The following is a 21,292-nucleotide window of genomic DNA, read 5'->3' as shown; positions in this document are numbered from 1 at the left end:
AAATAACAAGGAAAAAAAATGGTACAACTTTTTGATTTTTTACAACAGTACAGTGATTATTTTATCATCGGTTTATTATTACTGATGAGCATTATTATGCTTGCGATGGTAATTGAACGTTATCTTTTTTTAAGAAAGGTAAGCGTGGCACATTATTCTACTATTCATGCATTAGATATTGATTTAAACCGTAATATGACAGTGATTTCTACCATCGGTGCAAATGCGCCTTATGTTGGATTACTTGGTACAGTTATCGGGATTTTATTAACTTTCTATCAAATCGGTCACGGCGGTGGCGATATTGATCCAAGTGTAATTATGTTGCACTTATCTTTAGCATTAAAAGCAACTGCATTAGGTATTCTAGTGGCTATTCCCTCTATGGTGTTTTATAACGGTTTGGGGCGTAAAGTTGAAGTTAATCGTTTAAAATGGAAAGTATTAAGCGAACAAAAAGATAAGGAATAATTCGTGAAAAAATTCGATGAAATCAACATTATCCCTTTCATTGATATTATGTTGGTGCTACTTACTGTGGTGCTTATTACTGCATCTTTTATCTCTCAAGGTAAAATTCAAGTAAATGTACCAAAAGCTAGTACAGCGGTCGCATTTAAATCTGACGAGCTAGCTAAATTATTGACAGTGACAGCGGATAAACAACTCTATTTTAATGATAAACCTATTTCTCAAGAAGCTCTAGAGGCAGAAATTGCTCAATGGAATAAAGATCAGAAAGTAACTTTAAAAATTGATGCCGAAGCCTCTTTCCAAGATTTTGTGACGATTACAGATATGCTTTCTAAAAATGAAATCAAAAATGTGGCAATTGTTTCTATGAAAGATAAGGGAAAAAGTGCGGGTAAAAATTCTCAAGAATCTACTCCTTCTCAATCTGTACCAACTACGCCGTAAGGAATAATTATGCAGCAAACAAAACGTTCGCTATTGGGTTTGCTTATTTCTTTGATCGCACACGGTATTGTTATAGGATTTATCTTATGGAATTGGAATGAGCCAAGTGATAGTGCAAATAGCGCACAAGGCGATATATCTACAAGTATTTCTATGGAGCTATTACAGGGCATGGTGTTGGAAGAACCTGCTCCAGAGCCAGAAGATGTACAAAAAGAGCCAGAGCCTGAGCCAGAAAATGTACAAAAAGAGCCAGAACCAGAAAAACAAGAAATTGTAGAAGATCCAACAATAAAACCTGAACCGAAAAAAATCAAAGAACCGGAAAAGGAAAAGCCAAAACCAAAAGAAAAGCCGAAGAAGAAACCTAAAAAAGAGGTTAAACCACAAAAGAAACCAATCAATAAAGAGCTACCAAAAGGCGATGAAAATATTGATTCAAGTGCCAACGTAAATGATAAAGCAAGTACAACAAGTGCAGCTAATAGCAATGCACAGGTAGCAGGAAGTGGAACGGATACGAGTGAAATAGCGGCTTACCGTTCTGCAATCCGCCGTGAAATTGAAAGCCATAAACGTTATCCAACTCGAGCGAAGATAATGCGCAAACAAGGAAAAGTGAGTGTATCTTTTAATGTAGGAGCTGATGGTTCATTAAGTGGTGCTAAGGTTACAAAATCCTCAGGCGATGAAAGTTTAGATAAGGCGGCATTAGACGCTATTAACGTATCTCGCTCTGTTGGAACAAGACCCGCAGGATTTCCTTCGAGTTTAAGTGTGCAAATTAGTTTTACTCTTCAATAAAATGTGATATGGAAGATAAATGGTAGCAATTAATCTTCCCTAAAACTAAAGCTATAAAATTAAGGGCTAAATCTATAATCATAGATTTAGTCCTTTTAATTAGTAAAATAAAAAGAGAAGCTCTCTTTTATTCAGCTTCTCTTTGATTTTTATCATTTACTTTTCAATCTATGTAATTTAGAACGGAATATCGTCATCAAATCCATCCATTGGTGGCTCAGCCTGTGGTGCAGCTTGTTGTGGAGCTGGGCGAGATGATTGATAACTATTACCATTGTTAGTTTGACGAGCTTGGTAAGAAGGTTGTGGTGAAGATCCCATCTCATTAGAGAAACCACCTGCGTTTTGATTACGCCCACCAAGCATTTGCATTACATCGCCTTGAATTTCTGTGGTGTAGCGATCTTGACCGTTTTGATCTTGCCATTTACGTGTTTTTAAACGACCCTCCACATACACTTGAGAGCCTTTGCGTAAATATTCGCCGCAAATCTCTGCTTGACGACGATAGAATACAATGCGGTGCCATTCTGTTACTTCACGGCGTTCGCCAGTATTTCGGTCGTTCCAGCTTTCACTGGTTGCTACGCTGATATTTGCAACGGCATCGCCGTTTGGCATAGTACGAATTTCAGGATCATTACCTAAATGACCTACAATAATGACTTTATTAATTCCAGCCATAAAAAAACCTCATTTTTTATCTAAAAAAGTGCGGTTATTTTGCCTGAAATTTTTTAAAAGATCTATATATTTTAACTGGATATTTGCACAGATATTAAAATATGCGATAATGATCGCAAAATTTACATTTATTTTATACTTTTGAGTTATTTTATGGAAAATATCGATATTCGCGGGGCTAGAACCCATAACCTGAAAAATATTAATTTAACTATTCCACGCAATAAACTTGTGGTAATTACTGGGCTTTCAGGTTCGGGAAAATCCTCTTTAGCCTTTGATACACTTTATGCGGAAGGGCAACGCCGCTATGTTGAATCTCTTTCGGCGTATGCACGTCAATTTTTGTCTTTAATGGAAAAGCCTGATGTGGATTCTATTGAGGGACTTTCCCCTGCAATTTCCATTGAACAAAAATCTACCTCACACAATCCACGTTCTACGGTGGGAACAATTACGGAAATTTACGATTATTTACGTTTATTGTTTGCACGAGTAGGGGAGCCGCGTTGTCCCGATCATAATATTCCATTAACGGCACAAACGATTAGTCAAATGGTGGATAAAGTATTAAGTTTGCCAGAAGACAGCAAGATGATGTTACTTGCGCCAGTTGTCAAAAATCGAAAAGGCGAACATCTCAAGATTTTAGAAAATATTGCTGCGCAAGGTTATATTCGTGCGCGTATTGATGGCGAAATTTGCGATTTATCTGATCCGCCAAAATTAGCCTTACAGAAAAAACATACTATTGAAGTAGTGGTTGATCGTTTTAAAGTGCGGTCAGATTTAGCAACACGTTTAGCCGAATCTTTTGAAACCGCATTAGAGCTTTCTGGTGGCACTGCAATTGTGGCAGATATGGATAATCCGAAAGCAGAAGAATTAGTTTTTTCGGCAAATTTTGCTTGTCCGCATTGTGGTTATTCTGTGCCAGAATTAGAGCCTCGTTTATTTTCCTTTAACAATCCTGCAGGTGCTTGCCCAACTTGTGATGGCTTGGGTGTGCAGCAATATTTTGATGAAGATCGTGTGGTGCAAAATCCAACTATTTCTCTTGCTGGTGGTGCGGTAAAAGGTTGGGATCGTCGTAATTTCTATTATTATCAAATGCTTACATCATTGGCGAAACATTATCATTTTGATGTTGAAGCGCCCTATGAATCTTTGCCAAAGAAAATTCAACACATCATTATGCAGGGTTCAGGAAAAGAGGAAATTGAATTCCAATATATGAATGATCGTGGCGATGTGGTTATTCGCAAGCATCCTTTTGAAGGGATTTTGAATAATATGGCTCGCCGATATAAAGAAACAGAATCGATGTCGGTGCGTGAAGAATTAGCGAAAAATATTAGCAATCGACCTTGTATAGATTGTGGCGGTTCTCGTTTGCGACCCGAAGCACGTAATGTGTATATTGGAAAAACCAATTTGCCGATAATTGCGGAAAAAAGCATTGGCGAAACCCTCGAATTTTTTACCGCACTTTCTCTCACTGGTCAAAAAGCGCAAATTGCGGAAAAAATTCTTAAAGAAATCCGCGAGCGTTTGCAGTTTTTAGTCAATGTTGGTTTGAATTATCTTTCTCTTTCTCGTTCTGCTGAAACTCTTTCAGGCGGTGAAGCTCAACGTATTCGCCTTGCGAGTCAAATTGGTGCGGGACTTGTTGGCGTAATGTATGTATTAGATGAACCCTCTATTGGCTTGCACCAACGTGATAATGAACGCTTACTTAATACGTTAATTCATTTGCGTAATCTTGGTAATACGGTAATTGTCGTGGAGCACGATGAAGACGCGATTCGTGCAGCTGACCATATTATTGATATTGGACCTGGTGCTGGCGTGCATGGCGGACAAGTTATTGCGCAAGGAAATGCCGATGAAATTATGCTCAATCCAAATTCCATCACGGGAAAATTTTTATCGGGCGCAGATAAAATCGAAATCCCGAAAAAACGCACCGCACTTGATAAGAAAAAATGGCTCAAACTTAAAGGAGCATCAGGTAATAACTTAAAAAATGTGAATTTAGATATTCCCGTTGGTTTGTTTACTTGCGTAACTGGTGTGTCTGGTTCGGGAAAATCCACACTTATTAATGACACCTTATTTCCACTTGCGCAAAATGCGTTAAATAGAGCGGAAAAGACGGATTATGCACCTTATCAATCTATCGAGGGATTAGAACATTTCGATAAAGTTATTGATATTAACCAAAGCCCGATTGGACGCACGCCACGTTCAAATCCAGCCACTTATACAGGCTTATTTACCCCAATTCGCGAGCTTTTTGCAGGTGTGCCAGAAGCGCGTGCGCGTGGTTATAATCCTGGGCGTTTTAGCTTTAACGTACGAGGTGGACGCTGTGAAGCCTGTCAGGGCGATGGTGTACTCAAAGTTGAAATGCACTTTTTGCCCGATGTTTATGTTCCTTGCGACCAATGTAAAGGCAAACGCTATAATCGCGAAACCTTAGAAATTCGTTATAAAGGCAAAACAATTCATCAAGTTTTAGATATGACAGTGGAAGAAGCTCGCGAGTTTTTTGATGCGATTCCAATGATTGCAAGAAAATTACAAACCTTGATGGATGTGGGATTATCCTATATTCGATTAGGTCAATCTTCCACAACACTTTCAGGCGGCGAAGCACAACGCGTTAAGCTAGCGACCGAGCTTTCTAAACGTGATACGGGTAAAACTTTGTATATTCTAGATGAACCGACGACTGGTTTGCATTTTGCTGACATTAAGCAATTACTTGAAGTATTGCATCGATTACGCGACCAAGGAAATACTATTGTCGTCATTGAACACAATCTTGATGTGATTAAAACCGCAGACTGGATTGTCGATCTTGGCCCAGAGGGAGGCAGTGGCGGCGGACAAATTATTGCGACGGGTACACCAGAGCAAGTTGCTAAAGTAAAAAGCTCCCACACCGCTTGCTTCCTTAAACTGATTTTAGAAAAACCTTAGAAAAAATGACCGCACTTTCAGAGAAAACTCACATAAAGTGCGGTTATTTTATTAGTGATATTGTTTTAACTTTAGTCGCCTATGTAAATTATATACAATATTACCACATCGCAAGATTAGATTACCCACTAAGTATTAAGCAAAAACCTAGAAATTTTGGCTTAATTACTATATAGTTTTACTCATTTATTTTCTTTTGTGCCTTTTAGTTCGTTTTTTTAGCTAAAATCCCTTAGAAAATCACCGCACTTTTATTGTTCAATAGTCGTTTAACCACGTATTTTTTAATACGAAAAATTACTTAATTAAATAAACATTATGAAAAAAACTGTATTTCGTCTGAATTTTTTAACCGCTTGCATTTCATTAGGGATAGTATCGCAAGCGTGGGCAGGTCATACTTATTTTGGGATTGACTACCAATATTATCGTGATTTTGCTGAGAATAAAGGGAAGTTCACAGTTGGGGCTAAAAATATTGAGGTTTATAACAAAGAAGGGAAAATGATAGGTACGATGATGAAAGATGTGCCTATGCCTGATTTATCTCCCATGGTTCGTGGTGGTTATTCAACATTGATAAGTGAGCAGCATTTAATTAGCGTCGCACATAATGTAGGGTATGATGGCGTTGATTTTGGTATGGAGGGGGGAAATCCAGACCAACATCGTTTTAAATATAAAGTCGTCAAACGTTATAACTATAAAAATGATAGTACGCACCGTTATATGACCGACTATCAACATCCAAGACTTGCTAAATTTGTCACGGAAGTGGCGCCTATTGAAATGGTTTCATATATGAATGGTAATACTTATATTGACTTGGAAAGGTATCCAATTCGGGTCCGTGCTGGTAGTGGTCATCAATATTGGAAAGATGATAAAAACAATACTAAAGCAGACTTAGCCTATGGCGGTGCTTGGCTTACAGGTGGTAATACCTTTATGGATGGTGGTACTGGTAATGGTTACTTATATTTGAATGGAAGAGTACAGACACCTAATAAATATGGTCCACTACCCATTGCAGGTGCGGCAGGGGATAGTGGCTCTCCTTTATTTATTTATGATAAAAAGCAAGAAAAATGGCTTTTAAATGGTGTATTGCGAGAGGGACATCCAACCGCAGCAGTTGGGAATGGTTATCAAATTGCACGAAAAGACTACTTTCAGGAAGTATTTGATAATGATATGGCAGCAAACTTTTTTGATACCAATGCAGAATATACCTTTAAAATTGGAGAAAGTCATAATGGTATAGTAACTACAATTCAAAGTTCATTACCTGTACGTGCAAAACAACCACCACAAACAGTAGGACTATATGATATCAGTAAACCTTATGATTTAAGAGGCGGTAATAAAGGCGATGAATCTCCCTCTTATAAAGGTCCTAATCCATGGTCGCCAGCATTACATCATGGGAAAAGTATTTACTTTGGTGATCAAGGAACAGGAATTTTAACAATTGAAAATAATATAAATCAAGGTGCTGGCGGATTGTACTTTGAAGGTAATTTTGTTGTAAAAGGCAGTCAAAATAATATAACTTGGCAAGGTGCTGGCGTATCTATTGGACAAGATGCAACTGTTGAATGGAAAGTTCACAATCCTGAAAATGATCGCCTATCTAAAATTGGTACAGGCACTTTATTAGTCAATGGTAAGGGAAAGAATTTAGGAAGTTTAAGTGCGGGTAATGGTCGCGTCATTTTAGATCAACAAGCAGATGAAGCGGGTCAAAAACAAGCCTTTAAAGAAGTTGGCATTGTAAGTGGTAGAGCTACCGTTCAACTAAATAGTGCAGATCAAGTTGATCCTAACAATATCTATTTCGGATTTCGTGGTGGTCGCTTAGATCTTAACGGGCATTCATTAACCTTTAAACGTATCCAAAATACGGACGAGGGCGCGATGATTGTTAATCACAATGCCACAACAGAATCTACAGTGACCATTACTGGCAGCGACACCATTAATAACAACACAGGCGATTTAACCAATAAACGTGATATTGCTTTTAATGGTTGGTTTGGTGATAAAGATGATACTAAAAATACTGGCCGTTTGAATGTTAATTACAATCCGCTTAACAAAGATAATCACTTCCTTCTATCAGGTGGAACAAATTTAAAAGGCAATATTACTCAAGAAGGCGGCACTTTAGTGTTTAGTGGTCGCCCAACGCCACACGCTTACAACCATTTAAATCGCCCAAACGAGCTCGGACGACCTCAAGGCGAAGTGGTTATTGATGACGATTGGATCAACCGCACATTTAAAGCTGAAAACTTCCAAATTAAAGGCGGAAGTGCGGTGGTTTCTCGCAATGTTTCTTCAATTGAGGGAAATTGGACAGTCAGCAATAATGCAAATGCCACATTTGGTGTTGTGCCAAATCAGCAAAATACCATTTGCACGCGTTCAGATTGGACAGGATTAACGACTTGTAAAACAGTTAATTTAACCGATAAAAAAGTTATTGATTCCATACCGACAACACAAATTAATGGTTCTATTAATTTAACTGATAATGCAACAGTGAATATTAATGGTTTAGCAAAACTTAATGGTAATGTCACTTTAATAGATCACAGCCAATTTACATTGAGCAACAATGCCACCCAAATAGGCAATATCAAACTTTCAAATCACGCAAATGCAACAGTAGATAATGCCACGTTAAATGGTAATGTGAATTTAACGGATTCTGCTCAATTTTCTTTAAAAAACAGCCATTTTTCGCACCAAATTCAGGGCGACAAAGGCACAACAGTGACGTTGGAAAATGCGACTTGGACAATGCCTAGCGATGCCACATTGCAGAATTTAACGCTAAATAATAGTACTGTTACGTTAAATTCAGCTTATTCAGCTAGCTCAAATAATGCGCCACGTCACCGCCGTTCATTAGAGACGGAAACAACGCCAACATCGGCAGAACATCGTTTCAACACATTGACAGTAAATGGTAAATTGAGCGGGCAAGGCACATTCCAATTTACTTCATCTTTATTTGGCTATAAAAGCGATAAATTAAAATTATCCAATGACGCTGAGGGCGATTACACATTATCTGTTCGCAACACAGGCAAAGAACCCGAAGCCCTTGAGCAATTAACTTTGGTTGAAAGCAAAGATAATCAACCGTTATCAGACAAACTCAAATTTACTTTAGAAAATGACCACGTTGATGCAGGTGCATTACGTTATAAATTAGTGAAGAATAAGGGCGAATTCCGCTTGCATAACCCAATCAAAGAGCAGGAATTGCGCAATGATTTAGTAAGAGCAGAGCAAGCAGAACGAACATTAGAAGCCAAACAAGTTGAACAGACTGCTAAAACACAAACAAGTAAGGCAAGAGTGCGGTCAAGAAGAGCGGTGTTTTCTGATCCCCTGCCTGCTCAAAGCCTGTTAAACGCATTAGAAGCCAAACAAGCTCTGACTACTGAAACACAAACAAGTAAGGCAAAAAAAGTGCGGTCAAAAAGAGCTGCGAGAGAGTTTTCTGATACCCTGCCTGATCAAATATTACAAGCCGCACTTGAGGTTATTGATGCCCAACAGCAAGTGAAAAAAGAACCTCAAACTCAAGAGGAAGAAGAGAAAAGACAACGCAAACAAAAAGAATTGATCAGCCGTTACTCAAATAGTGCGTTATCGGAGTTGTCTGCGACAGTAAATAGTATGCTTTCCGTTCAAGATGAATTGGATCGTCTTTTTGTAGATCAAGCACAATCTGCCGTGTGGACAAATATCGCACAGGATAAAAGACGCTATGATTCTGATGCGTTCCGTGCTTATCAGCAGAAAACGAACTTGCGTCAAATTGGGGTGCAAAAAGCCTTAGATAATGGACGAATTGGGGCGGTTTTCTCGCATAGCCGTTCAGATAATACCTTTGACGAACAGGTTAAAAATCACGCGACATTAGCGATGATGTCTGGTTTTGCCCAATATCAATGGGGCGATTTACAATTTGGTGTAAACGTGGGTGCGGGAATTAGTGCGAGTAAAATGGCTGAAGAACAAAGCCGAAAAATTCATCGAAAAGCGATAAATTATGGTGTGAATGCAAGTTATCAGTTCCGTTTAGGGCAATTGGGTATTCAGCCTTATTTGGGTGTTAATCGATATTTTATTGAACGTGAAAATTATCAATCTGAAGAAGTGAAAGTGCAAACACCGAGCCTTGTATTTAATCGCTATAATGCTGGCATTCGAGTTGATTATACATTTACCCCGACAGATAATATCAGCATTAAGCCTTATTTCTTCGTAAATTATGTTGATGTTTCAAACGCTAACGTACAAACCACTGTAAATCGCACGATGTTGCAACAATCATTTGGGCGTTATTGGCAAAAAGAAGTGGGATTAAAGGCAGAAATTTTACATTTCCAACTTTCCGCTTTTATCTCAAAATCTCAAGGTTCACAACTCGGCAAACAGCAAAATGTGGGCGTGAAATTGGGGTATCGTTGGTAAAAATCAACATAATTTTATCGTTTATTGATAAACAAGGTGGGGCAGATCAAATCCCACCTTTTTTATTCCAATAATGGAACTTTATTTTATTAAAGGTATCTAAGTAGCACCCTATATAGGGATTAATTAAGAGGATTTAATAATGAATTTAACTAAAATTTTACCCACATTTGCTGCTGTAGTCGTATTATCTGCTTGTGCAAAGGATGCACCTGAAATGACAAAATCATCTGCGCAAATAGCTGAAATGCAAACACTTCCAACAATAACTGATAAAACAGTTGTATATTCCTGCAATAAACAAACGGTGACTGCTGTGTATCAATTTGAAAACCAAGAACCAGTTGCCGCAATGGTAAGTGTGGGCGATGGCATTATTGCCAAAGATTTTACTCGTGATAAATCACAAAATGACTTTACAAGTTTCGTTTCTGGGGATTATGTTTGGAATGTAGATAGTGGCTTAACGTTAGATAAATTTGATTCTGTTGTGCCTGTAAATTTAATTCAAAAAGGTAAATCTAGCGATAACATCATCGTTAAAAATTGTGATGTAAACGTAAAAGCAACTAAAAAAGCAAATTTATAATTAATCCCAAATAACCAGCATAATTGCTGGTTATTTTATCTTCCCCGAGGAAAGTTTTTTTCTTGAGATCATTTTCAATTCAAACTAGACTTACCGCCTATTTTATTTAACCTAAATTTTATTATGCGTGTTTCAGACTTTAACTTTGATTTACCCGATGAATTAATTGCTCGTTATCCTAAAACTGATCGTGTTTCTTGTCGTTTATTACAGTTAAATGGTGAAAACGGAGAAATTTTTCACCGCACTTTTTCTGATGTATTAGATTTAATTGATGAAGGCGATTTGTTGATTTTTAATAATACGCGCGTTATTCCTGCAAGAATGTTTGGGCGTAAAGCCAGTGGTGGCAAAATTGAAGTTTTAGTTGAGAGAATGTTAGATGAACATCGTTTCTTAGCGCATATTCGTTCATCGAAATCACCCAAAGAAGGGGCGGAATTATTTTTAGGTGAAGATAAATTAGGCGAAAATAATGGTATTAAAGCAGTAATGAAAGCTCGTCATAGCTCGTTGTTTGAAGTGGAATTAAGTGATAAATCAACCGCTCTTTTAGATGTGTTGCAAATCATTGGGCATATGCCATTACCGCCTTATATTGACCGTCCAGATGAAGAAGCCGATAAAGAATGTTATCAAACGGTTTATAGTAAAGTACCAGGTGCGGTAGCAGCACCAACGGCTGGTTTGCATTTTGATGAAAATTTACTTGAAAAACTCAAAGCAAAAGGCGTGAATTTTGAATTTGTTACATTGCATGTGGGCGCGGGAACATTTCAGCCAGTTCGTGTAGAAAATATTGAAGATCATGTGATGCATGCAGAATATGTAGAAGTTTCTCAAGAAGTTTGCAATGCGATTATCGCAACAAAAAAAGCCGGCAAACGTGTAATTGCAGTGGGAACTACTTCTGTTCGTTCTATTGAAAGTGCGGCACTTTCTGCGGAAGAATTTGGTAATCCAGATTTAATTGAGCCTTATTTTTCTGATACCTCTATTTTTATTTATCCGGGTAAAAAATTCCGAGTGGTGGATTGCTTAATTACTAATTTCCACTTACCTGAAAGCACTTTGATTATGTTAGTTTCAGCTTTTGCTGGTTATAAAAATACCATGAATGCGTATAAGCATGCAGTGCAAGAAAAATATCGTTTCTTTAGTTATGGCGATGCGATGTTTATTAATAAAAATTCTAATGTGAGAGAGTTGGAATAAGTTGTTTGACTTGTAATTAGTCAGCACCTACAATAAAGAACAAGAGATGGCGGTAACCATCTCTTGTCGGCATCAACTACTAATAGCCAGTGCTACTTTTCAATAACAGGCAAAGTAGAATAATGATGACCAACTTAATCATAAATTTAGTCATATTTTTATCCTTAGTATGATTAACAAACTCAGGATCTACGAAATAGCCCGACAGCGGCAACTGGCGGACTATCTTAGTAGATCCGCCTCTGCTCAAAGAGCATTGAAAATATGATATCACAAAGCCTGTATTTTTTAACAGGCTTTTTTGTTCAAAAAAATCTTCGAACTGTTTATTCGTTGGAGCAAAAATGAAGTATGAATTAGATAAAACAAGCGGCAATGCTCGTCGCGGTCGCTTGGTGTTTGAACGTCCACAAGGCACGTTCAGTGTAGAAACCCCTGCGTTTATGCCAGTGGGTACTTATGGCACGGTAAAAGGCATGACACCAGAAGAAGTGCGTGCGACAGGTGCAGAAATTTTACTGGGTAACACCTTCCATTTATGGCTTCGTCCAGGACAGGAAGTGATGCGTAAACACGGTGATTTGCACGATTTTATGCAATGGCATCGCCCGATTTTGACTGACAGTGGCGGTTTCCAAGTATTCAGTTTAGGTAAATTACGTAAAATTACCGAAGAAGGCGTAAAATTCCAAAACCCAATTAACGGTGAGCGAATCTTCCTTTCGCCTGAAAAATCCATGGAAATTCAATATGATTTGGGTTCTGATATCGTAATGATTTTCGATGAATGTACGCCTTATCCAGCGACTTTCGATTATGCGAAAAAATCTATGGAAATGTCACTTCGTTGGGCAAAACGCAGCCGCGATCGCTTTGATGAATTAGGCAATAAAAATGCCCTATTTGGTATTATCCAAGGCGGTGTATTTGAAGAATTACGTAAAGTCTCATTAGAAGGCTTAGTCAATATTGGTTTTGACGGTTATGCGGTGGGCGGTTTAGCGGTAGGCGAACCAAAAGAAGATATGCACCGCATTTTAGAATACATCTGCCCACAAATCCCAGCTGACAAACCACGTTATTTAATGGGCGTGGGTAAACCAGAAGATTTAGTGGAAGGCGTGCGTCGTGGCATTGATATGTTTGACTGCGTAATGCCAACCCGTAACGCACGTAATGGCCATTTATTTGTGACAGACGGCATTGTCAAAATCCGTAATGCAAAATATCGTGATGATACCAGCCCGTTAGATCCTGAATGTGATTGCTACACCTGTAAAAACTACACCAAAGCGTATTTATATCATTTAGATAAATGCGGTGAAATTTTAGGTGCACGCTTAAATACCATTCACAATTTACGCTATTATCAACGTTTAATGGCGGAAATTCGTCAAGCGATTGAAGACGATCGTTTTGATGATTTTGTGGTGGAATTCTATGCTCGCATGGGCAAACCTGTTCCGCCATTACAATTAGCGGATAAATCATAATTGATGAAAGTGCGGTAGAAAAATAAAACGTTTTTTGACCGCACTTTTTAATAAAGGAAATCTTATGCAAATTCTTGAACCTCAACAATTCGCCACATGGAATGAACCTATTGAAATGCTTTATGCTTGTCATAGTAAAGTAAAACGTTTTTGTCGTCAGTTAAGCATTTTGCCTGATTATCTAGAAAAACACGGCTATACTCAGGCTGTGTTAAATGATGTTGAGCAAATTTTAACTTATTTCAATCGTGCCGCACCGTTACATCACGATGATGAAGAATCAGATTTTTTCCCTCAATTAGTCAAAGTGGCTCCGCAAGCACAAACTTCCATTGATGAATTAGAAAAACAGCACGAATATTTGCATGAAAATTGGAATGCATTATCTGTGCAGTTAGAAGAGCTTATTTCTGAACAACGTCAAAATATTGATGAATATTTAATTGAACGCTTTATTCAAGGTTATGATCGTCATATTGCGTTAGAAGAGCCGTTATTTGAAATGGGGCGTGAATGCTTAAGTGCGGATATTTTGACTGAAATGGGCAAGCGCATGAGTGCTCGTCGTCAAGTTAAAGAATGAAATATCAGCTCAATTTAACCGCACTTCGATGCCCCATTCCTCTTTTAAGTGCCAAAAAAGCCTTAAAAAATTTGAATAAAAATGATGAGCTAATGTTGATCTTAAACCTTGAAAGTGCGGTGGAAAATTTTTCTATTTTTGCCGAAGAAAATTCTGTTGCTTTAGTCGAGCAATATTACGCTTCGGAAAAAGAATTTATCGTTATCTTGAAAAAATAAAATTAATCGCCATAACGTAGGATATTGGGCTTAGTTCGCCTTTCCCAATGAAGCAATTTATGGTATTTTACGCAAAATTTTTAACTTAAATTAATAAGGAAAACACAATGGAAGCACAAAGTCCAATGTCCACGCTATTTATTTTCGTGATCTTTGGTTTAATTTTCTACTTTATGATTTATCGCCCGCAAGCTAAACGCAATAAAGAACACAAAAAATTGATGTCTGAGCTTGCAAAAGGTACTGAAGTTTTAACTGCTGGTGGTTTAATAGGCAAAATTACTAAAGTAACCGAAGGTAGTGATAGCATCGTGATTGCGTTAAACGACACGACAGAAATTACGATTAATCGTAACTACATTGTGAGCGTTCTTCCTAAAGGTTCATTAAAATCACTTTAAGAGTAACGTTAAATTATTTTCCAGAGCCACGCATTGTGGCTCTGTGCGTTAGAAAAGAAAAGGAAAACTATGTTAAACCGTTATCCATTATGGAAGAATTTGATGGTTATTTTTATTGTGGCCATCGGGATTTTATATTCTCTTCCAAATATTTATGGTGAAGATCCTGCGGTGCAAATTTCCGGTACGCGCGGTCAAGAAGCAAATACTAGCGTGCTTGGACAAGTTCAAGATGTGCTTAAAACCAATAATCTTCCAACCAAATCTATCGTGCTTGAGAATGGCTCAATTCTAGCTCGTTTTACTAATACCGATGATCAACTTCTTGCTAAAGATAAAATTGCTGAACGTCTTGGCAATAATTACACCACCGCATTAAATCTTGCTCCAGCCACTCCAGCTTGGTTAAGTATGTTTGGTGCGAATCCTATGAAATGGGGATTAGACTTACGCGGTGGGGTTCGTTTTTTGATGGAAGTCGATATGAATGCCGCACTTGTAAAACGCCAAGAGCAATTACAAGACAGTTTGCGTGGCGAACTTCGCAAAGAAAAAATTCAATATACTGCCATTAAAAATACAGAGCATTTTGGTACGTTGATAACCTTAGCTAATGTGAGCCAGCGTGCTAAAGCTGAGCGAATTATTCGCCAATTACATCCAACATTAGACATTACTGAGCCTGATGCTGATAGTATTAATTTAGGGCTATCTACTGCAGCATTAAATGAAGCACGCGACTTAGCCATTGAGCAAAACTTAACGATTTTACGTAAACGTGTTGCTGAATTAGGTGTTGCAGAAGCGGTAATTCAACGTCAAGGTGCTGAACGTATTGTGATTGAATTACCAGGTGTTCAAGACACTGCACGCGCAAAAGAAATTTTAGGGGCAACGGCAACACTTGAGTTTCGTATCGTAAATCAAAATGTTACAGCTGATGCTATTTCTCGTAATATGTTACCAGCTGATTCGGAAGTTAAATATGATCGCCAAGGGCATCCTGTTGCATTATTTAAACGTGCCGTATTAGGTGGGGAGCATATCATTAATTCAAGCTCTGGTTTAGATCAGCATTCAAGCACGCCGCAAGTGAGTGTAACCTTGGATAGCGAAGGTGGCGAGATTATGTCTCAGACCACTAAAAAATATTACAAAAAACCAATGGCAACGCTTTATGTTGAATATAAAGATAATGGCAAAAAAGATGAAAATGGCAAAACCATTTTAGAAAAGCATGAAGAAGTTATTAATGTTGCAACAATTCAAGGTCGTTTTGGTTCTAATTTCCAAATTACTGGTGTTGATAGTATTGCCGAAGCACATAATCTTTCTACCTTGTTGAAATCTGGCGCATTAATTGCACCAATTCAAATTGTTGAAGAACGCACAATTGGCCCATCATTAGGTGCACAAAACGTAGAGCAAGGGATTAATGCGAGTCTTTGGGGATTAGTTGCTGTTATTGCCTTTATGTTGTTTTACTACAAAATGTTTGGTGTGATTGCAAGTTTTGCACTTGTTATTAATATCGTATTACTTGTGGGATTAATGTCTATTTTACCCGGCGCGACACTTTCAATGCCGGGTATTGCGGGTATCGTTTTAACTTTAGGTATGTCAGTAGATGCGAATGTATTGATTTTTGAACGTATTAAAGAAGAAATTCGTAATGGTCGTTCAATTCAGCAAGCCATTAATGAAGGTTATAACGGTGCATTTACTTCTATTTTTGATGCTAACTTAACCACAATCTTAACCGCAATTATTCTATACGCGGTAGGAACAGGCCCAATTCAAGGTTTTGCGATTACGCTTTCACTTGGTGTTGCGATTTCTATGTTTACCGCGATTACTGGAACTCGCGCATTAGTTAATGCCCTTTACGGCGGCAAACAACTTAAAAAATTATTAATTTAGGCGGGAAATGATGAAACTTTTTACAAAAGATAAAGACGGACATTTTATCCGTGAAATCAATGGGATAAAGCTCCCGTTCCCATTGACTGAATTTATGAAAGTGCGTAAATGGGGTTATATATTATCCGCACTTTTAATGGTAATTTCTCTATTTTTTATTATTACCAAAGGATTTAACTGGGGCTTAGATTTTACTGGTGGAGTGGTATTTGATACTCACTTCTCGCAGTCCGCTAACCTTGAACAAATTCGTAGTAAACTTCACGAAAATGGAATTGAAAGTCCAGTTGTTCAAACCACAGGATCGGTTCAGGATGTGATGATTCGTTTACCTGCAAGTAATAATGATTCTACCATTGGTGAACACGTCAAAAGTATGCTACAGAATGTAGATAAAGACATTCAAATTCGCAGTATTGAGTTCGTTGGCCCAAATGTTGGTGAAGAATTAGCACAAGGTGCGGTATATGCGACTTTAGCGACATTAGCAATGGTGCTTATTTATGTGGGGTCACGTTTTGAATGGCGTTTAGGCTTTGGCAGTATCGCTTCTCTTGCGCACGACGTAATTATTACGCTAGGGGTATTCTCTGCATTACAAATTGAAATTGATCTTACTTTTGTCGCAGCGATTTTATCTGTGGTGGGTTACTCCATCAACGATAGTATTGTGGTATTTGACCGAGTTCGTGAAAATTTCCGAAAAATTAGACGATTGGATACGATTGATATTATTGATATTTCTTTAACGCAAACTTTATCAAGAACTATCATTACTTCGGTTACTACATTAGTTGTCGTGATGGCATTGTTCTTCTTTGGTGGTCCTTCCATTCATAACTTTTCACTTGCTTTACTCGTAGGTATTGGATTTGGTACTTATTCCTCGATTTTTGTTGCCATCGCCATTGCATACGATGTTGGTTTACGTCGTGAACATATGATCCCACCTAAAGTAGATAAAGAAATTGATGAATTACCTTAGTTGATTTACTTTTAGAATAAATTAAAAAAATAGTTAATCGAAAATTTACGATTAACTATTTTTTATTTATATAAATCTCTAATTAAATAAAGTACTTAAAATTCAAAGATTATTTAATCTTGAGGTAAGGCATTTATTACGGCCTTTACTAAAGTGGCTAAAGGAATGGCAAAGAATACACCCCAAAATCCCCATAAACCGCCAAAAATTAATACTGAAATGATAATAATTAGTGGATGTAAATTGACGGCTTCAGAAAATAAATAAGGCACAAGGAGATTTCCATCTAAAAGTTGGCTTACAGCAAAAGCAATAATGATGTACCAAAATGTTGGGCTGATTCCAAACTGGAATAAAGCAACCAATGCAACAGGAATCGTGACAATAACTGCGCCAATATAGGGGACGAGAACTGAAAGACCCACCGCAAAAGCCAATAAGAGTGGATAATTTAGCCCGAAAATTAAGAAAATAATATAAGTGATTAAAGTGACAATCAGTATTTCTAATAATTTTCCGTGAATGTAATTAGAAATTTGCTGTTGCATTTCTTTCCATACTTTAAATGCGAGATTTCTATTTTTTGGTAAGAATCGACTTACCCCTTGTAAAAGTTCTGATTTATCTTTCAACATAAAAAACATCATTAATGGCACTAAAAAGGCATAAATCCCTAAAGAAACCAAGTTCATAATAGAGGCTAAAGAAAGTTTTACAGCAGATTCGCCAAAACCAAGGATTTTTTCTCGCACAGAATTGAAAATAGAATCAACCATTGAATAATCAATAAGTTCAGGATAATTTTTGGGTAAATTGAGTAGCCATTCATTAGATTTATTAAACATAGCGGGCAAATCACTTAATAAGGAAATAGTTTGATTCCACAACATTGGCACCAATACCAAAAAGAAAACTGCTGCTAGACCAATAAAACTACCGAAAATAAGAATTGTCGCTAACATTCTTGGGCATTTTAAATATTGATTTAAAAAATTGATTGGCATTTCAAGTAAATAGGATAGTACTAGAGCAATCAACAAAGGCGCAATTAAATCTCCAAAAAAATAAATGGAGATAAAGCCAAATAATAATATTGCTAATAGTCCCATCGCTTGAGGATCACTTAAACGGCGAGAGTACCAGCTTTTTAACATTTCTAGCATAATTTCTTTTCCTATAAGTATTTTTTTGCCATTATAAGTTAAAATTTACAGTGTTTATAGCTACTAAGAGGAAATCCTATGTCTGTTATTATTTATCACAACCCACATTGCTCAAAAAGCCGTGAAACGCTAGCATTATTAGAAAATAAAGGTATTCAGCCGATTATTGAACTGTATTTGCAAAAGCAGTATTCCGTTAATGAATTACAAAGCATTGCCAAAAAATTAGGAATTGATGATGTTCGCCAAATGATGCGCACGAAAGATGAACTATATAAAAGCTTAAATTTAGATAATTTAGATCTTTCTCAAGCAGAATTATTTAAAGCGATGAGTGAACATTCAGCACTTATTGAACGCCCAATTGTTATTAATGGCGATAAAGCTAAAATCGGGCGTCCGCCAGAAACTGTACTTGAGATTTTGTAATTTAAACGTTTGCATGTATAATACACCAGCCGTGGAAATCCTTCCGCGGCTTTTTTAAGGAAAATTTATGAGAAAGAAACAAAAAAGTGCGGTTGAAAATGAAACCGTTTATTTGCACACTCGAGGCGTGATAAAAGATAATGCAGTGATGGCATTGCTAGGCGATAAATTATTTCGTCAGCGTGTTGAGAAAAAACGTAAAGGGAAAGGCAGTTACCAACGTAAGGCGAAACACCCAGGGAAAATATTTGAAAAGCCCGATTATAAATTTTTTTGATTACAGAAACTTTATAATCGGGTTTTTCTTAGGTTAAAAATAGCAAGGAGTAAAATATGTCAAAACAGCCTCAAATTCTACTTAATAATACGTGGAATGTGCGTATTAGTGATCCCGGAGAGGAGGGGGCCAAAAGCCATTTCTTTGAAACGATTTATTTAACTCTAACAGCTTATTTTGAAGAAAATAACATACGCTATGAATTTGTGCGTAAAGTGGAGGATCAAATAAAAATTCAGCGTTCTTTTACAGAGTTAAATGAATTGTTCAAATTTTTAGGGGATTATTTTGATCCCGTCTCGATTGGTCTAGTCGGTGTGAAAATTGGAAACTTAGGGATAAAATTAGAATAAAATATTGATTAATCTATAAAATTTCACACTATATTTTACGATTATTGTAAAACAAAGATCGCACTTTAATGATATAAATTACATAAAAAAGTGCGGTTATTTTTTCTTTATTTTGATAAGAAAAATAGATTACTTAGCAACAAATTTCTTGTACGACAAATTGTAATGAATGTCTCGAAAATTGTTGTTGTTTGCGGTGTTTTAAACGTCTTAAACGTAGATTACGTGATAAAGAACTTTGTTGTAAATTAGCTTTCTTTTTAAGAAAAGTTTTACGTTTTAACATTTTATTAATCCTTATTTTCTTTTATTTCTTCTAAATTTTTAACCGCACTTTCGTTGTTGGCATTATCATTCGTTGTTTGATTTTCTTGGACTCGATGATAATTTACGATGCTATTCATATAGCGGCGAATATTTTCTACATATTGATAGGCTTCATAGCCTCTTGCATAGCCGTATTTCAGTTGGGAATAATAGCGTTTTTCTGCTAATAAAGGCAGATTTTTTTTCACATTGAGCCAATTATCTGGATTTCCTCCAAGATTTTGAGTTAAACGGCGTGCATCAATTAAGTGACCGAGTCCTATGTTATAGTCAACTAAGGCAAACCAAATTCTTTCTTCCTTTTCAATGCTTTCAGGAAGCTGACTAATCAACCAGTGTAAATATTCTGAACCAGCTTTAATACTTTGTTCAGGATCTGTTCTATCACTGATTTTCATATGTTGTGCGGTATTTTTGGTGAGCATCATTATGCCACGTACTCCAGTTGGCGATGTTGCGTCAGGATTCCAATGAGATTCTTGATAAGCCACTGCTGCGAGTAGTCGCCAATCTAATTCACCTTTGTATTTTTCAAAGAGCGGTGAGAATTGTGGCAGGGTATTTTCAATTGCGTTCATATAAGAGCGCGTATCCACGTAATCAAATTGTGAAATATGTCCTAAATATTTTTCTTTTAAATTATCTAAAAGTCCCGTTTCTTCGGCATTATTCATAAAATTGAGTAAAGCCGTTTGTAGATCGCGGTAGGGGCTATTGGGTAAATACCAGTGAACGTTTGCTTCATCAGTAATATCAAAGGCAATGGCTAATTCTGGTTTGATTTGTTGAATTGCAGCAATATCAATAGAATTTGCAATAACGTAAGGAATTTTGCCTTCAGCCAGTTGTAGTAATAGTTCTTCTTGAGTAAGTGCTTGATTTCTTTTCCAAGTTAATTGTGGATATTGTTTTTGTAATTCTTTTAGCGTTTCTTCTAATGCTAAATTATTTGAGATATAAATATCTTTCTTTACGTTACCTAAATTTTTAGGACGATTTTCATTTTTTCGATAAGCTAATTGCCATGAAGCAGAATGATATGCAGGACCTATTTGGAAACGTTCTGCATTTTTAGGATGGTATAAAAGGTGGGCGGCAGCTAAATCAATATTGTGTTTATCAAGTTCATCAAATAACTGCTCTTGATTATCGAAAATTTTCATTTCGAGTTCTACGCCTAAAGTATCAGCAAATGCTTTGGCTAATTCATATTCAAAGCCTCGTTCGCTATCTTTATTAATAAAATAAGAAATCTGGTTATTTATTGTTCCTACATAAAGTGATCCCCTAGCTTGAATTGCAGTATAATGATTTTCTTCAGTATGACGTAAAAATTGCCATGGGAACACCATATCAATAGCCCAAAATAATAACGCTAGAGCAGTAATAATACGTAAAAAAAGACCTTTCAATGATTTTTCCTATATAAAAAAGTTATGGGATTGTAGCCAAAA

Annotated in this window: 19 protein-coding genes and 1 pseudogene; 16 read left to right on the top strand and 4 right to left on the bottom strand. The window is 36.9% G+C overall.

Annotated features, from left to right (window positions below):
* The first annotated feature begins 18 nt into the window (after positions 1-18).
* From exbB to HMPREF2644_RS07515, 3 genes are read left to right on the top strand one after another with little or no spacing between them, the layout of a single operon-like run.
* A complete protein-coding gene (exbB, locus tag HMPREF2644_RS07525) occupies positions 19-471 on the top strand; it encodes a TonB-system energizer ExbB (RefSeq protein ID WP_005648856.1) in 453 nt (150 codons plus the stop codon).
* Between the two features lie 3 nt (positions 472-474).
* Entirely contained in the window at positions 475-918 is a 444-nt protein-coding gene (gene exbD / locus HMPREF2644_RS07520; RefSeq protein WP_005694050.1) for a TonB system transport protein ExbD, read from the top strand.
* A gap of 9 nt (positions 919-927) precedes the next feature.
* Positions 928-1,722, top strand: coding sequence for an energy transducer TonB (locus HMPREF2644_RS07515; RefSeq protein WP_005692201.1), 795 nt, complete (start codon positions 928-930; stop codon positions 1,720-1,722).
* Between the two features lie 177 nt (positions 1,723-1,899).
* Here the strand turns inward: HMPREF2644_RS07515 and HMPREF2644_RS07510 are convergent, their stop codons facing one another.
* Positions 1,900-2,406: a single-stranded DNA-binding protein gene (locus HMPREF2644_RS07510; RefSeq protein WP_012054898.1), complete on the bottom strand. Its 507-nt coding sequence runs from the start codon at positions 2,404-2,406 to the stop codon at positions 1,900-1,902.
* A 153-nt stretch (positions 2,407-2,559) separates the two neighbouring features.
* Between HMPREF2644_RS07510 and uvrA the strand changes: the two genes are divergently transcribed.
* The 10 genes from uvrA (at position 2,560) to secF (ending at position 17,289) form a co-directional block, all read left to right on the top strand.
* Positions 2,560-5,391 carry an excinuclease ABC subunit UvrA gene (gene uvrA / locus HMPREF2644_RS07505; RefSeq protein WP_070828363.1) on the top strand — a complete coding sequence of 944 codons (2,832 nt, stop codon included), beginning with the start codon at positions 2,560-2,562 and terminating at the stop codon, positions 5,389-5,391.
* Between the two features lie 318 nt (positions 5,392-5,709).
* Entirely contained in the window at positions 5,710-9,885 is a 4,176-nt protein-coding gene (gene hap, locus HMPREF2644_RS07500; protein WP_070828362.1) for an adhesion and penetration autotransporter Hap, read from the top strand.
* Positions 9,886-10,027: 142 nt separating this feature from the next.
* Positions 10,028-10,474, top strand: coding sequence for a hypothetical protein (locus HMPREF2644_RS07495; RefSeq protein ID WP_005660622.1), 447 nt, complete (start codon positions 10,028-10,030; stop codon positions 10,472-10,474).
* 123 nt (positions 10,475-10,597) lie between these two features.
* Entirely contained in the window at positions 10,598-11,689 is a 1,092-nt protein-coding gene (gene queA, locus HMPREF2644_RS07490) for a tRNA preQ1(34) S-adenosylmethionine ribosyltransferase-isomerase QueA (RefSeq protein WP_005660620.1), read from the top strand.
* A gap of 344 nt (positions 11,690-12,033) precedes the next feature.
* A complete protein-coding gene (tgt, locus tag HMPREF2644_RS07485) occupies positions 12,034-13,182 on the top strand; it encodes a tRNA guanosine(34) transglycosylase Tgt (RefSeq protein ID WP_005645731.1) in 1,149 nt (382 codons plus the stop codon).
* 64 nt (positions 13,183-13,246) lie between these two features.
* Positions 13,247-13,765 (top strand): hemerythrin domain-containing protein, encoded by a 519-nt coding sequence (locus tag HMPREF2644_RS07480; protein WP_005656166.1) that lies wholly within the window; start codon positions 13,247-13,249, stop codon positions 13,763-13,765.
* The gene (locus HMPREF2644_RS07475) at positions 13,762-13,983 is read left to right on the top strand and encodes a sulfurtransferase TusA family protein (protein ID WP_005653410.1); all 222 of its coding nucleotides are present in this window, start codon (positions 13,762-13,764) and stop codon (positions 13,981-13,983) included. Before HMPREF2644_RS07480 ends, HMPREF2644_RS07475 begins: the two co-directional genes overlap by 4 nt.
* A 107-nt stretch (positions 13,984-14,090) precedes the next feature.
* Positions 14,091-14,384 (top strand): preprotein translocase subunit YajC, encoded by a 294-nt coding sequence (yajC, locus tag HMPREF2644_RS07470; protein WP_005645638.1) that lies wholly within the window; start codon positions 14,091-14,093, stop codon positions 14,382-14,384.
* 69 nt (positions 14,385-14,453) lie between these two features.
* A complete protein-coding gene (secD, locus tag HMPREF2644_RS07465; protein ID WP_005653411.1) occupies positions 14,454-16,304 on the top strand; it encodes a protein translocase subunit SecD in 1,851 nt (616 codons plus the stop codon).
* Positions 16,305-16,314: 10 nt separating this feature from the next.
* A complete protein-coding gene (gene secF, locus HMPREF2644_RS07460) occupies positions 16,315-17,289 on the top strand; it encodes a protein translocase subunit SecF (protein WP_005656163.1) in 975 nt (324 codons plus the stop codon).
* A gap of 113 nt (positions 17,290-17,402) precedes the next feature.
* Here the strand turns inward: secF and HMPREF2644_RS07455 are convergent, their stop codons facing one another.
* The gene (locus HMPREF2644_RS07455; protein WP_005656162.1) at positions 17,403-18,452 is read right to left on the bottom strand and encodes an AI-2E family transporter; all 1,050 of its coding nucleotides are present in this window, start codon (positions 18,450-18,452) and stop codon (positions 17,403-17,405) included.
* A 78-nt stretch (positions 18,453-18,530) separates the two neighbouring features.
* Between HMPREF2644_RS07455 and arsC the strand changes: the two genes are divergently transcribed.
* The 3 genes and pseudogenes from arsC (at position 18,531) to HMPREF2644_RS07440 (ending at position 19,511) form a co-directional block, all read left to right on the top strand.
* Positions 18,531-18,881, top strand: coding sequence for an arsenate reductase (glutaredoxin) (gene arsC, locus HMPREF2644_RS07450; RefSeq protein WP_005648814.1), 351 nt, complete (start codon positions 18,531-18,533; stop codon positions 18,879-18,881).
* 67 nt (positions 18,882-18,948) lie between these two features.
* Positions 18,949-19,195 (top strand): annotated as a pseudogene (locus HMPREF2644_RS07445) (alternative ribosome-rescue factor A).
* A 19-nt stretch (positions 19,196-19,214) separates the two neighbouring features.
* Positions 19,215-19,511: a DUF5377 family protein gene (locus HMPREF2644_RS07440; RefSeq protein WP_005648811.1), complete on the top strand. Its 297-nt coding sequence runs from the start codon at positions 19,215-19,217 to the stop codon at positions 19,509-19,511.
* 133 nt (positions 19,512-19,644) lie between these two features.
* On the opposite strand, the gene HMPREF2644_RS09325 is transcribed toward HMPREF2644_RS07440, so the two are convergent.
* A complete protein-coding gene (locus HMPREF2644_RS09325; protein ID WP_005648810.1) occupies positions 19,645-19,797 on the bottom strand; it encodes a hypothetical protein in 153 nt (50 codons plus the stop codon).
* Positions 19,798-19,801: 4 nt separating this feature from the next.
* Positions 19,802-21,250 (bottom strand): membrane-bound lytic murein transglycosylase MltF, encoded by a 1,449-nt coding sequence (gene mltF, locus HMPREF2644_RS07435; protein ID WP_070828361.1) that lies wholly within the window; start codon positions 21,248-21,250, stop codon positions 19,802-19,804.
* Positions 21,251-21,292 lie beyond the last annotated feature (42 nt).

Origin of the sequence: Haemophilus sp. HMSC071C11 (genome assembly GCF_001837655.1) — a bacterium.
GTDB classification, from domain to species: domain Bacteria; phylum Pseudomonadota; class Gammaproteobacteria; order Enterobacterales; family Pasteurellaceae; genus Haemophilus; species Haemophilus influenzae.
This window is presented reverse-complemented; position numbering and strand designations above follow the sequence as displayed.